The organism is Actinomarinicola tropica (genome assembly GCF_009650215.1).
GTDB lineage: Bacteria > Actinomycetota > Acidimicrobiia > Acidimicrobiales > SKKL01 > Actinomarinicola > Actinomarinicola tropica.
Map to the genome: position 1 here is coordinate 2,917,258 of NZ_CP045851.1, position 12,542 is coordinate 2,929,799.

The window sequence follows — 12,542 nt, forward strand, 5'->3', positions numbered from 1 at the left end:
CGATGAGCGAGCAGCCCACCCGGGTCACGGTCGAGGCGATCGTCCGCGCCGACGCGCCCGTCGCGCCGGAGGCGAGTCGGTTGCGCCGATCGTGGCTCGTGGTGGGCCTCGGCGCGCTGGCGGCGGCGTTCGCCGTCAGCGTGTCGCTCGGACCGGCCGGGCTGCCCCTCGGCGGGGTGGTCACCGAGATGGTCTCCGCCCTGCCCGGCGTCGACGTCGGCGAGGGCCTCTCCGATCGCCACGCGGCGATCCTCTGGCAGATGCGGCTCCCGCGCATCGTCCTCGGGGCGCTCGTCGGCGGCACGCTCGCCCTGGCCGGCGCGGCCTACCAGGGCGTGTTCCGCAACCCGCTCGCCGACCCGTACCTGCTCGGCGTCGCCGCGGGCGCGGGCCTCGGCGCCACCCTGGCGATCGCCTACGGGCCCGACACCACCTCCTGGCCCGTCGACGCCCTGCCGATCTTCGCCTTCGTCGGCGCCGTGCTCGGCGTCGCGCTGGCCTGGGGCGTGGGGCACACCGCGTCGTCGGCGCAGAGCGTCGCCACGCTGATCCTCGCAGGCGTCGCGATCGCTTCGTTCCTCACCGCCATCCAGACCTACGTCCAGCAGCGCGAGTCCGAGACGCTGCGCGAGGTCTACGGGTGGATCCTCGGTCGGCTCTCGACCTCGGGCTGGCACGAGGTGCTCCTCGTCCTGCCCTACGTCGTCGTGAGCACGATCGTCATCCTCCTCCACCGCCGCCTGCTCGACGTGCTGAGCGTCGGCGACGACGAGGCGGGGAGCCTCGGCGTCCGCACCACGCTCGTCCGGCTGGTCGTCATCGGCGCCGCCACGTTCGGCACCGCCGCCGTCGTCGCCGTCAGCGGTCTCATCGGCTTCGTCGGCATCGTCGTGCCCCACGTCGTGCGCATGGTCGCCGGCAGCAGCTACCGCATCGTGCTGCCCCTGTCGCTGATGCTCGGCGCCGCCTTCCTGGTGGCGACCGACCTCGTCGCTCGCACGGTGTTCAGCCCGGCCGAGCTGCCGATCGGCGTCATCACCGCCTTCTTCGGCGCCCCGTTCTTCGCCCTCGTCCTGCGCACCAGCCGGAGGTTCGGACTGTGAGCAGCATCGAGATCCACGACCTCTCCGTCTCGTTCGGCGACTTCCGGGCGGTCGACGGCCTGAGCGCCGACATCGCGCCCGGCGCGTGGGTCGGGCTCATCGGCCCGAACGGCGCGGGCAAGAGCACGCTCCTGCGTGCGCTCCTCGGCCTGGTGGCCCACGACGGCCGCTGCACCGTGGACGGGCACGACGCCCGGGACCTCTCCCGGCGCGAGGTCTCCCGCCGGCTGGCGTTCGTGCCCCAGTCGCCGAGCTGCCCGCCCGACATGGCCGTCGCGGACTACGTGCTGCTCGGCCGCACCCCCTACATCCCCCACCTCGGCACCGAGAGCCGCCACGACGTGGCCGTGGTGGCCGACGTCCTCGACCGGCTCGACCTCACCGACTTCGTCGGGCGACGGCTCGGCACCCTCTCCGGCGGCGAGCTCCAGCGGGTCGTCCTGGCGCGGGCGCTCGCCCAGCAGGCGCCGGTTCTCGTGCTCGACGAGCCGACGAGCGCGCTCGACATCGGGCACCAGCAGCAGGTGCTCGAACTGGTCGAGGACCTCCGCCACGAGGCCGAGCTGACGGTCATCAGCGCGATGCACGACCTCACGCTGGCGGGCCAGTTCGCCGACGAGCTGCTGCTGATGAGCAACGGCCGCCGGATCGCGATGGGCCCCCCGACCGAGGTGCTCACCGAGCACACGATCGGCGAGCACTACGGCGCGTCAGTGCGGGTCCTGCGCGACGAGTGCGGCGGGATCGTCGTCGTCCCCACACGGTCGCATCGCACGGCCGGCGTGGGGTCCCGTGCCGTCGACGGCGAGCGGGCGGACGAGCGGCGGTGAGCCGGTCCCTCGCCGTCTGGGGGACGACGAGCGGGGCGGGCAAGAGCCTCGTCACCACCGGCCTGGCCCGTTGGTTCGCGCGGCAGGGCGTGCGCGTGGTGCCGTTCAAGGCCCAGAACATGTCGAACCACGCGCGGGTGGTCGAGGGCGGGGAGATCGGTGCGGCCCAGTGGCTCCAAGCACTGGCCGCGGGCGTCGACCCCGACGTGCGCATGAACCCCGTCCTGACGAAGCCGGAGGCCGACGGCCGCAGCCAGGTCGTCGTGCTCGGGCAGGTGGACGAGGACCTGTCACGCGCCGCGTGGCGCGGACGGGCGACATCGGTGTGGCCCCGCGTGGTCGATGCCCTCGACGACCTCCGCGCCGACGCCGACCTCGTCCTGGTGGAGGGCGCGGGCAGCCCGGCGGAGACCAACCTCGCCGACGTCGACCTGGCCAACCTCGCCACCGCCGACCACCTCGACGCGCCCGCGCTGCTGCTGGCCGACATCGACAGGGGCGGCGCGTTCGCCCACCTCTTCGGCACCTGGTCCCTCGTGCCCGACGACCACCGGCACCGCATCGCCGGGTTCGTGCTCAACCGCTTCCGCGGCGACCCCACGCTGCTGGCGCCCGCACCCGAGGAGCTCTCCGGGCGGACGGGGGTCCCGACGATCGGCGTCCTCCCGGAGCTGGCGCACCGGCTGCCCGACGAGGACGGCGCGTCGTTCGCACCGGTGGTGCGCGGCGGCCGCCCCCGGGTCGGGGTCGTCCGCTACCCGACCGCGTCGAACCTCGACGAGCTCGCCGGCGTCGTCGAGGTGGCCGACGTCGTCGCGGCGACCGAGCCGCGTCACCTCGTCGACGCCGAGCTCATCGTCCTCCCCGGCGCCAAGCACGTCACGAGCGACGCCGCCTGGCTCCGCACCTCGGGCGTCGGCGCCGCGATCCGCGGTGCGGCGGAGGCGGGCGTGCGCGTGCTCGGCATCTGCGGCGGCGCGCAGCTGCTCGGGGAGGACGTGGTGGACGCCGACGGCGTCGAGGGGCCTGCAGGCGTCCGGGTGGATGGCCTCGGCCTGTTGCCGCTGCGGACGGAGCTGCACCGCGCCAAGGTCGTCCGGGCGACGACGATCGAGCTGCCGCGCGAGCTGGCCCGGCCGTGGGAGGCCGTCGCGGGCCGTCGCGCACGCGCCTACGAGATCCACCACGGCCACACGGGCCCCACCGACGACGGCCGCCAGGTCTGGTCGCACGGGCCGGTCCTCGCCGTGACGGCGCACGGGCTGCTCGAGGACCCCGACGTGGTCGAGGTGCTGCTCGGCCGGCGGCCCACGGGGCTCGACGCCACCTTCGACCTCCTCGCCGACGCGGTCGAGGAGCACCTCGACACCGAGCAGCTCCGGCGGATCGCCGGGTTCGACGGCTGACCTGGCGGTCACAGCCGTCCCAGCCACTCGAGCGGGAACGGCGTCAGCGCGAGCGGTCGGACCGCGATGCGCACCAGCGCCAGCGGGTTGTCGTCGCCCGCGCTGCGGTTGAGGTGCACCTCGTGGCACCCCGTGCACCGGTGGACGAGGACCCACTCCCCGTCCCCCCGCACCGAGATGGCGATCGGCTCCATCGAGGCGCCGCAGTCGGCGGCGCGGTCGCCGGGGACGTCGTCGACGTGCCGGCTCCAGAGGCAGGTCGGGCAGTGGTTGCGGTGGGCGGTGCCGGGCGCGTCCAGGGACACGTCCAGCCCGCAGTGGCGGCACCGGAACGACTCCGGGCCGCGACGTCGTCGTGTCGACAACGGGATCTCCTGTGGTCGAGGCCAGCGGGGCGCGTCGCGCCGGCGGCACCGATCAGCTCCGGCCGATCGGGCCCTCTCCACGGCGCGACGTGACGACCCGGCTCACGACCACGGATGCGTCACCTCCTCCCGACTCCAGGAACAGCGAGAGTCCACCGCCCGTCGACCTGCCGCGCCAGCGGGTTTCCCCGCGGCCCTCGCCACTACGCTCCGTGACCGCATGGGGGGGACGACGGGACAGCGGGAGCGCGCGGCCTTCGCCGTCGCCGTCCTGGTCCTGGTCGCCTGGGGGCTCCACTGGCTGTGGGGGCCCGGCCTGCCGCCGGGCGTGGACACGACCGGGCACCTCACCCGGCTCGAGGTCGGGGTCGACCTGCTCGCGTCGGGCCGCCTGGACGGCTGGTTCGACCGGGCGATGCTCGGCTACCAGACCCACCTGATGTACGGGCCCGGGCTCGCGCTGGCCGTCGGTGCCCTCCGCCTTGTCACCTTCGGCCTGCTGAGCACGGCAGGGGCCTACGAGCTCGTCGGCGTGCTGGCGCTGGTGGCCGTCGTCCCCGCCACCGCCGCGCTGGCACGCTCGCTGCGGGTCCCCCTCGCCGGCGCCCGCGCCGCCGGGGTGCTCGCTCTCGCCGTCTCGTCCGGGCGAGGCGGTGGGATCGAGGGCGCCTTCGACCTCGGCTTGATGCCGAACCACATGGCCGTCCCGCTCGTCGTGCTCGCCTGGGCGTGGATGGCCGACGACCGGCCGCGGCCGCTCGGCCTCGGGCTCGTCGTCGGTGCCGTCGCCCTCACCCACCCGCAGTCGCTCGTGGCCCTCGTCCTCTTCGCCCCGCTCGTCCTGCTCACCGGGTGGGTCGTCGGGTCGGTCCGGTCGGTGCCGTGGTGGCTCGTCGGCGCCGCGGCGACAGCAGCCGGGTCGACCGCGTGGTGGTGGGTACCCGCGGTCCTCCACCGGGACCTGCGTGGCGTCCTCACCTCCTGGGACCTGCCCACCTTCGCCGAGCACGTGCACCTCGTCGTCGAGGGCCGCCGCGGCTGGATCGGGTGGGCCGCGCTCCTCGTCGTCCTCGCCTGGCCGGCGGGGCTCGCGCTCGGGATCCTGGCGCGGGATCGCGCGCTCGTCGCGCTCGCGATGCTGCCGGTGGCGGCGCTGGCCCTCCTGCACGCGATCGAGGCCCTGCTCGTCGACCGGTTCCCCGAAGCGGTGATGCTGCCGAACCGGGGCTTCGCCTACGCCTGCCTGCTCGCGGCGCCGCTCGTCGGCGACGTCCTCGGTCGGGCAGCCGGTGCCCGACCCGCGGCGGCGTGGGCCGCGGCCGCGGTCGCCGTCGCGGTGACCATGCCCGCGCTCCGCCCGCCCGACGGGGTGTTCGATCGGCCGGTCCCCGGCATGCGGGCGGCAGCCGAGGATCTGGCGGCACGGGTGCCGGAGGGGCGGCGGTTCGCGTACGTCGAGTCGGACGTCGACCAGCCGGGCGTCGTCGCCCCGGGCCGGTGGCTCGGCTGGGCCAGCGGTGCGACGAACCTCGGGCCGTTCGGCGCCGAGTTCGCACCGGGGGTCGGTCCGACCCTCATGGTGTTCGAACCGCCGGACGTCGAGACCGTCGACCGGTGGGTGGCCCGTGCGCGCCAGCTGGGCGTCAGCCACCTCGTGTCCGGCGACCCCGGGACGCGCGAGGTGCTGGCCGCCGCCCGCGAGCTCGACCTCGTCGTGACCCACCCGCCGGTCGCGATCTGGGAGGTCGGGGGACGCATGCCGTTCGCGGTGGTGGAGGCGCGCGCCGAGGAGGTCACGCTGTCGATCCCGCCGGGCCACCCGACCACCGTGCCGGTGGCGATCGGCTACCACCCCGGCTGGTCCGCCCGTGTCGACGGGCGGACCGTCACCACCGGTGAGGACCCCCACGGGATCCTCACCGTGCAGGTGCCGGCCGGACCGCAGGAGGTCGAGCTCACCTGGAGCGAGCCGTCGGGCCACGGGCTCGGCCGGTGGCTCACCGTCGGCGCGGCGGTTGCCCTGGGCGCAATCCGCTTGCGCCGTCGGCACCGCCCGGGGAGCCTGCGCGCATGAGCACGATCATGCAGATGGTCCGTCGTGTCCGCGGGGCGGCGCCCGCGCTGGGGGTGGCACCGGCTCGCTGACGACGCGGCGCGGAAGGTCGTCGCCCGCACCCCGGTTCGACCCGGCGACCTGGTCGTCGACCTGGGCGCCGGCTGTGGCGCGCTCACCCGCCACCTCGTCGCGGCCGGCGCCGAGGTGATCGCTGTGGAGCTGCACCCCGAGCGCCTGGCCGAGCTGCGCCGCCGGTTCGCCGGCCATCCGGTCACCGTCGTGCGGGCCGACGTGCGCGACCTGCGCCTCCCCCGACGGCCCTTCCGGGTCGTCGCCAACCCGCCGTTCGAGGCCACCGACGCCATCCTCCGCCGACTGCTCGGCCGGGGCTCGGCGCTCGTCTCCGCCGACCTCGTGCTGCCACGCCACGCCGTCGAGCGGTGGGCAGGGCCGTCGGCACCCGGCGCGGGGCGGTGGCGCAGGGAGTGGCACGCCGGTTCAGGCGGCGCGCTCCCGCGCCGGTGGTTCCGACCTGCGGCGCCGATGCCGATCGAGGTGCTGCGGATCAGGCGGCGGTGAGCGTCGCCGCGGTGGGGACGCTAGGCGTCGACGGTGCCGAGGACGCGGTCGACGAACTCGCGCGCGCCCTCTTCAACCTCGGTGCGGCGGATGGCGAGACCGCCGACGACGTCGCCACCCCGATCGGTGACGATCTGGCTGAGCTTGGTGAGGGTCTTGCCGGGGTCGACGGCGTAGGTGCAGAAGACCGCCGCCTTCTTCCCGTCGATGACCGGCATGTTGCGCAGGCGCCCGGCGCGGCCCGGCCGCTGGCCGAGGAACACGAAGCCGTCGACCCAGCTCCCGACGATCACGAGGTCGGCGGCGGCGAGCGCCGCGAGGTCGATCCCGTCGATCGGGCAGACGACGACGTCGACCCCGTCGGCGCGGAGCTCCTCGCCGATGACCTCGGCCGCCTCCCGGGTGGTGCCGGTGAGGCTCTCGTAGATGACCACGGTGCGCATCGGCACAGGTTCTAGCACCGCCGGGTCGTGGACCGGCACTTCACCCGGCATGATCGAGCGATGACCGATGGCACCGACGCTGCCCGCTACGACGCCGTCGTCGTCGTCTCCTTCGGGGGCCCCGAGGGGCCCGACGACGTCATGCCCTTCCTCGAGAACGTCACCCGGGGTCGCGGCGTCCCGAGGGAGCGCCTCGAGGAGGTCGCCGAGCAGTACATGCTCTTCGGCGGGGTCTCGCCGATCAACGCCCAGACCGGCGCGCTCGTCGACGCGCTGCGCGCCGAGCTCGGCGCCGACGGGCCGGACCTGCCCGTCTACTGGGGCAACCGCAACTGGCGCCCCTACCTCGCCGACACGATGGCCGAGATGGCGCACGACGGGGTGCGCCGGGCCCTGGCCTTCGTCACGTCGGCGTACAGCTCATACTCGGCCTGCCGGCAGTACCTGGAGGACATCGACGCCGCGCGCGCCGCGGTGGGGCCCGAGGCGCCGTCGGTCGACAAGATCCGCCAGTACTGGAACCACCCCGGGTTCGTCGACCCGTTCCGCGACGGCCTCCGTGCCGCGCTGGCCGACCTCGGCGATCGCGACGCCCGACGGACTCACCTGCTCTTCACCGCCCACTCGCTCCCCCTCTCGATGGCGGCGTCGAGCGACTACGAGCTCCAGCTGCGCGACGCGATGGAGCTCGTCGCCGGTCACGTGGCCCCCGATGCCCCGCGGGAGCTCGTCTGGCAGTCCCGCAGCGGCCCGCCGCAGGTGCCCTGGCTCGAGCCCGACGTCAACGACCGGCTGCGCACCCTCTCCACCACCGGTGTGGATCAGGTCGTGATCGTGCCCGTCGGGTTCACCTCGGACCACCAGGAGGTGGTCTTCGACCTCGACACCCAGGCGGCGGCGACCGCACGGGAGGTCGGCATCGAGGTGCGCCGGGTCCCGACCCCCGGCGTCGACCCCCGGTTCGTCCGGATGGTGCGCGACCTGGTGGAGGAGCGCTGCGTCGGTGCCACGCCGGTCGCGCTCGGGCCCCTCGGCCCCCGTTCGGCGCCGTGCGCGGCCGGGTGCTGCCCCGCGCCCACCCGGCCCGGTTGAGCCCCCTCGCACACCGGCGGCATGGGATGATCCCGGCGTGGCACGCATCGTGGTCGGGATCGACGGGTCGGCCGGTGGCGACGAGGCCCTGCGCTGGGCGCTCGACGAGGCCCGACGAGCAGGTGCCACGCTCGAGGTGGTCCTCGCGTGGTCCCACCTCGAGCAACCGGCCGGCGAGTTCCGACCCGACTACGGGGCTGACGACGCCCACGCCGCGCTGCGCGCCGCCGTGGACCGCGTGGGCGACGCGGCCGGGGTCGACGTGCTCCTCACCGCCGTCAACGACCTCCCGGCGCGGGCCCTGATCGAGGCCGCCCGCCGCGCCGACCTGCTCGTCGTCGGCTCGCGGGGGCTGGGCGGGTTCACCGGTCTGCTGCTCGGATCGGTCAGCCAGCAGGTGTCGTCGCACTCGTCGGTGCCCGTCGTGGTCGTCCACCCCCGCGACACCACCGGCTGAGCGGCGCCGCCCGCCGGCCGCCGGCACCGATGCGGCGATCCGCCGCTCCCGGTGCTACCCATGGATCGTCCACCACCGTCGGGCGAGCACCACCGAGGACCCCACCGTCTCCGCCGTCACCCAACTCCGCGATCGCACGAGGTCCCGCCTCGAAGCCAAGGGCACGTACCCGCGCTGGGTCCTGTTCGCCGCGCTGGCCGGGATGTTCGCGACCTCGTTCCCGATCACGATCCTCTCGGTCTCCCTCACCGACATCGCGGAGGAGTTCGACACCACGACGTCGGTGCTCACGTGGGTGATCTCCGGCCCCATGCTGCTGTCGGCCCTCTCGCTGCCGGTGCTCGGCAAGCTCGGCGACCTCTACGGGCACCGCAAGGTGTTCCTCACCGGCTTCACGCTCGCGACGCTCGTCTCGGCCACGACCGCCCTGGCCTGGGATCCCTTCAGTCTCATCGGCCTTCGCTCCATGGCCCAGATCATCGGTGGGGCGACCCAGCCGACGTCGATGGCGCTGGTGATGCTCGTGTTCGCACCGGCCGACCGGGTGAAGGCCATCGGCTACTGGTCGTTCGTCGCCGCCGGCGCGCCGGCGATCGGCCTCGCCGTCGGCGGTCCGCTCATCGACCTGTTCGGCTGGCGCCTGATCTTCGTGATCCAGGCCGTCCTCGCCGGCTTCGCGCTCGCGCTGGCGACCGTGATCCTCCCGGAGAGCCAGCCCAAGCGGGTGCGGTTCGACGTCGCCGGCGCGCTGGCCCTCACGTTCGTCGTCGGCTCGCTGATGTTGATCATCGGGCAGGGGCCCTCGTGGGGCTTCACCCACCCTGCCCTGCTGGCGTCCTACGTCGTCCTGCCGGTGGCGGTGCCCGCCTTCATCGCCATCGAGCGCCGCTCCGACGCACCGCTCGTCCCGCTCGAGTTCCTCCGCCGCCGCAACTTCACGTTCGCCTTGCTCACCAGCTTCCTCATGGGCTCGGTGTACATGGGCGGCTTCGTGCTGTCGCCGATCGCCCTGCGCGACGGGTTCGGCTTGTCCGCCACCGTCGCCGCCACGGTGATGCTCCTGCGGACCGGCGTCTACTCGCTGTCCTCGCCGCTCGGCGGCCAGCTGGGCGCCCGCTACGGGACCCGGTCGATGGCGGTGTGGGGCACCGCCTTCCTCGCCCTGTCGATGCTGGTGTTCATCGCCGGCACCCACTTCGACGTCCTCATCGTGTTCTGCGCGGCCCTCCTCGCCCAGGGCCTCGGCAACGGGATCTCACGGCCGCCCGTCACGGCCGCGCTGGCGAACTCCGTGCCCGAGGGCGATCTCGGCATGGCGACGGCCCTCCAGCGGATGACGATGCAGATCGGCAACTCGTTCGGCATCGCCATGATGTCGGCGGCCTACGACGACTCGGGGACGGCCGGCGCGTTCGTCGCCCCCTTCACCGTCGGCCTCGTGCTCGCGATCGTCAACGTCGGGATCGCCACCTTCCTCCGTGCCGACGTGCACGCCACCGCCGACGACGAGGAGGCAGCGACCGACGGCGAGGAGCCTGGCGACGAGGAGCTCGTCGACGGGGCCGCCGCGTCGGTCGAGGTCGCCACGGAGCACCGCCGGTAGGACCCGGTGGACGACCGCGAGGCGCACCTGCGGCGGCTGCGGGCTGCCCCTCCGACGGACGGTCTCGCCCGGATGGCCGAGGCGCTGGGCGGGCCGGGCACGCGCGTCGAGCGGGTGCGGCGCCTGCGCGGCGGGCTGGCGTGCGCCACCCACGCGGTGCGGCTCTCCGACGGACGGGACCTGGTGGTCAAGCGCTCGCTCGCCGGGGCCCGCTCGCTGCGCATGGAGCACCAGGCGCTCGTCGTCGCCGAGGGGTGCGCGGTCACCACCCCGGACCCGGTGGCGTTGGACGACGCCGGCGCCTGGTTCGGCCGCCCGGCGCTCGTCATGACACGCGTGCCGGGGCGCGCCGACCTCCACGACGGCCGGCGCGGCGCCTGGATCGGCGACCTCGCCGAGGCGATGGCCGCCGTGCACGCCACGCCGCTGCCCGATCCGCTCCCCGACGCGCTGGCCCGGCGCCACGCGTGGGAGTCGTGGGGCTCGCCCCGTGGCGAGCACCTCCGTCCGACGCCGCTCGTCGAGCGGGCCCTGGTGGTGGCGGCGCAGCTCCGCACCGACCTCGCGGCCGACCCTCCGGCCACGGCGCTCGTGCACCACGACCTCCACCCCGGCAACGCCACCTGGCGCCGTGGCCGCCTCGTGGGCCTCGTCGATTGGGCAGAGGCCCGCCGGGGCCCGGCCGTCGCCGACGTCGCCTACTGCGCCGTCGACCTCGCGACCTCCCACGGCGAGCGGGCGGCGGACGACCTCGTGGCCGCCTACCGCTCGGTGACGGGCGACCCGCTCGACGACCTCGACCGCTGGCGCGTGCTGTGGACCCTCAACGCCATGCGCTGGATCCCGTGGTGGCAGGCGGGCTACGCCGAGCTCGGCCTGGCCCACGTGCCGATGGCGACGCTGCGGCGCCGCCTGCGGCGCACCCTCGCGCGGCAGGTCGCCGCCGTCGGCCCGTGAGCATCCGGGACGTCAGGCGAGCGACGCGTCCAGCGTGATCGTGGTGCCGGCGAGCGCCTTGCTCACCGGGCAGTTCTCCTTGGCGGTCTCGGCCGCAGCCTGGAAGTCGTCCGCCGACATGCCGGGGACGGTGCCCCGCACCGTGATGTGGATGCCGGTGATGCCCTCGCCGGGCTGGAACGTGACGTCGGCCGAGGTCTCGAGCCGCTCGGGCGCGTTGCCCTCCTTGGCGAGGCCGTTCGACAGCGCCATGGAGAAGCACGACGAGTGGGCGGCGGCGATGAGCTCCTCGGGGCTCGTGCGCCCTTCGGGCTGCTCGGCCCGGGAGGGCCAGTTGACGTCGTAGGTCCCCAGACCGGACGACTCGAGGGTCACCTGGCCGGAGCCCTCCATCAGGGAGCCCTGCCAGGTGGTGCGTGCGGTGCGTGTGGTTGCCATCAGCCGAGTCTGCACCACATGAGCCGGAGGCGCTCGTGCAGCCGGAGCGCCTCGTCGCGCACCGACCGCAGGTCGAGGGTGGCGTGGCGGATCACCAGGTGGCGGCAGCCGGCCTCGACGTAGCGCCACACGCACCGCGCCACCTCGTCCTGGCGCCGGAGGCCAGCGCCTGGACCGTGCCGACGAGCTCGCTGGGTGCGCCGTAGTAGGCCCGGCAGTAGGCGTCGAGGCGGTCGTGCGGCGCCGAGCCCTCCCCCACCGCCACGGTGACGTAGAGGGCGGGCTCGACGGCGTCGGGTGGCCGGCCGGCGGCGTTCGCACGGCCCCGGATCGTCTGCCAGCCTGCGGCGTAGTCGTCCGCCGTGACGGGGTACGGCAGCCACCCGTCGTAGGTGCGGGCGCAGCGGTCGAGCCCCGGCGGCGTGCCGGCGGCGAGCCAGATGGCCGGACCGGCAGGCCGCACGGGCGGCGGCAGGATCGTGACGTCGTCGGTCGACCCGCCCGGACGTGCGGCGGCGGCCCACAGCTCGCGCATCGTCCCGACCGCAGCGTCGAGCGCCTGGACCCGCCGGTGGTAGTCGGCGCCGAGGACGTCGAGCTCGCGCCGCGAGTCCGGCCCCGGGAAGCCGGCACCGACCCCGAGGACGAGCCGACGAGCACCGTGAGCGCATCGATCCTCGGCCGGGCGATGACCGACTCGCCGACCCAGAGGGAGTCCACGCCGTCGCGGTCCAGGCGACGCCCCAGGTCGAGCACGCCGTGGGGATCGGCCTCGCCGAGGATCGTGAGCTCCCGCGTGGGGAGGACGGTGCCGAGGCGCAGCTCGGCGGTGTCGTGGGTGGTCGCGGGCACCGCCGGATGATGACGGTCGCCAGGGGCCGGGCTCCATGACCTGACACGTCATGGGCGGCCGACCGAGGGGTAGCGTCCCGCGCATGTGCCGCAACATCACCACGCTCCGCGGACTCGAGCCCGTCGCCACCGCCGAGGAGATCGAGGCCGCCGCCCGCCAGTACGTCCGCAAGGTCGGGGGCATCCAGGCCCCGTCGGCGCGCACCGAGGCCGCGATGGAGAAGGCGGTCGCCGCCGTCGCCGCCGCGACCACCGAGCTGCTCGCCGAGCTCCCACCCCGCAAGCAGCCACCCAAGAACGACCCGCCGTTGCGCCGGTTGGCCGCCCGGGCCTGACCGGTGCCCCGCGTGGGATGATCCCG

Annotated in this window: 15 protein-coding genes; 10 read left to right on the plus strand and 5 right to left on the minus strand. The window is 74.8% G+C overall.

Going from position 1 to position 12,542, the window contains the following annotated elements:
* The first annotated feature begins 2 nt into the window (after positions 1–2).
* From GH723_RS14290 to GH723_RS14300, 3 genes are read left to right on the plus strand one after another with little or no spacing between them, the layout of a single operon-like run.
* Positions 3–1,103, plus strand: coding sequence for a FecCD family ABC transporter permease (locus tag GH723_RS14290; RefSeq protein WP_153760282.1), 1,101 nt, complete (start codon positions 3–5; stop codon positions 1,101–1,103).
* The gene (locus tag GH723_RS14295) at positions 1,100–1,933 is read left to right on the plus strand and encodes an ABC transporter ATP-binding protein (RefSeq protein WP_153760283.1); all 834 of its coding nucleotides are present in this window, start codon (positions 1,100–1,102) and stop codon (positions 1,931–1,933) included. The genes GH723_RS14290 and GH723_RS14295 overlap by 4 nt, the downstream gene beginning before the upstream one ends.
* A complete protein-coding gene (locus tag GH723_RS14300; protein WP_153760284.1) occupies positions 1,930–3,339 on the plus strand; it encodes a cobyric acid synthase in 1,410 nt (469 codons plus the stop codon). Before GH723_RS14295 ends, GH723_RS14300 begins: the two co-directional genes overlap by 4 nt.
* Before the next feature lie 8 nt (positions 3,340–3,347).
* Here the strand turns inward: GH723_RS14300 and GH723_RS14305 are convergent, their stop codons facing one another.
* Positions 3,348–3,704, minus strand: a complete 357-nt coding sequence (locus GH723_RS14305; RefSeq protein WP_229022847.1) for an RNHCP domain-containing protein — start codon at positions 3,702–3,704, stop codon at positions 3,348–3,350.
* A 220-nt stretch (positions 3,705–3,924) separates the two neighbouring features.
* On the opposite strand from GH723_RS14305, the gene GH723_RS14310 reads away from it, so the two are divergent.
* Both GH723_RS14310 and GH723_RS14315 read left to right on the plus strand, forming a co-directional pair.
* On the plus strand, positions 3,925–5,778 hold the full coding sequence (locus GH723_RS14310; RefSeq protein ID WP_153760285.1) for a glycosyltransferase family protein: 1,854 nt from the start codon (positions 3,925–3,927) through the stop codon (positions 5,776–5,778).
* Positions 5,779–5,802: 24 nt separating this feature from the next.
* On the plus strand, positions 5,803–6,339 hold the full coding sequence (locus GH723_RS14315; protein ID WP_153760286.1) for an rRNA adenine N-6-methyltransferase family protein: 537 nt from the start codon (positions 5,803–5,805) through the stop codon (positions 6,337–6,339).
* Between the two features lie 20 nt (positions 6,340–6,359).
* On the opposite strand, the gene GH723_RS14320 is transcribed toward GH723_RS14315, so the two are convergent.
* Entirely contained in the window at positions 6,360–6,782 is a 423-nt protein-coding gene (locus GH723_RS14320) for a flavodoxin family protein (RefSeq protein WP_153760287.1), read from the minus strand.
* Positions 6,783–6,842: 60 nt separating this feature from the next.
* Between GH723_RS14320 and GH723_RS14325 the strand changes: the two genes are divergently transcribed.
* From GH723_RS14325 to GH723_RS14340, 4 genes are all read left to right on the plus strand, one after another.
* A complete protein-coding gene (locus GH723_RS14325; protein WP_153760288.1) occupies positions 6,843–7,874 on the plus strand; it encodes a ferrochelatase in 1,032 nt (343 codons plus the stop codon).
* Positions 7,875–7,911: 37 nt separating this feature from the next.
* Positions 7,912–8,331: a universal stress protein gene (locus GH723_RS14330; RefSeq protein WP_153760289.1), complete on the plus strand. Its 420-nt coding sequence runs from the start codon at positions 7,912–7,914 to the stop codon at positions 8,329–8,331.
* A gap of 202 nt (positions 8,332–8,533) precedes the next feature.
* Positions 8,534–9,934: an MFS transporter gene (locus GH723_RS14335; protein WP_153760290.1), complete on the plus strand. Its 1,401-nt coding sequence runs from the start codon at positions 8,534–8,536 to the stop codon at positions 9,932–9,934.
* A gap of 6 nt (positions 9,935–9,940) precedes the next feature.
* Positions 9,941–10,891 (plus strand): phosphotransferase family protein, encoded by a 951-nt coding sequence (locus GH723_RS14340; RefSeq protein ID WP_153760291.1) that lies wholly within the window; start codon positions 9,941–9,943, stop codon positions 10,889–10,891.
* A gap of 12 nt (positions 10,892–10,903) precedes the next feature.
* Here the strand turns inward: GH723_RS14340 and GH723_RS14345 are convergent, their stop codons facing one another.
* The 3 genes from GH723_RS14345 to GH723_RS14350 are packed head-to-tail and all read right to left on the minus strand — an operon-like array spanning position 10,904 to position 12,365.
* Positions 10,904–11,329, minus strand: a complete 426-nt coding sequence (locus GH723_RS14345) for an OsmC family protein (RefSeq protein WP_153760292.1) — start codon at positions 11,327–11,329, stop codon at positions 10,904–10,906.
* Positions 11,329–11,460, minus strand: a complete 132-nt coding sequence (locus GH723_RS19065) for a hypothetical protein (RefSeq protein WP_267471318.1) — start codon at positions 11,458–11,460, stop codon at positions 11,329–11,331. The genes GH723_RS14345 and GH723_RS19065 overlap by 1 nt, the downstream gene beginning before the upstream one ends.
* Positions 11,421–12,365, minus strand: coding sequence for an LLM class flavin-dependent oxidoreductase (locus tag GH723_RS14350; RefSeq protein ID WP_153760293.1), 945 nt, complete (start codon positions 12,363–12,365; stop codon positions 11,421–11,423). Before GH723_RS14350 ends, GH723_RS19065 begins: the two co-directional genes overlap by 40 nt.
* Here GH723_RS14350 and GH723_RS14355 point away from each other — a divergent pair.
* A complete protein-coding gene (locus GH723_RS14355) occupies positions 12,265–12,516 on the plus strand; it encodes a DUF2277 family protein (protein ID WP_153760294.1) in 252 nt (83 codons plus the stop codon). The genes GH723_RS14350 and GH723_RS14355 overlap by 101 nt on opposite strands.
* The last annotated feature ends 26 nt before the right edge of the window (positions 12,517–12,542 follow it).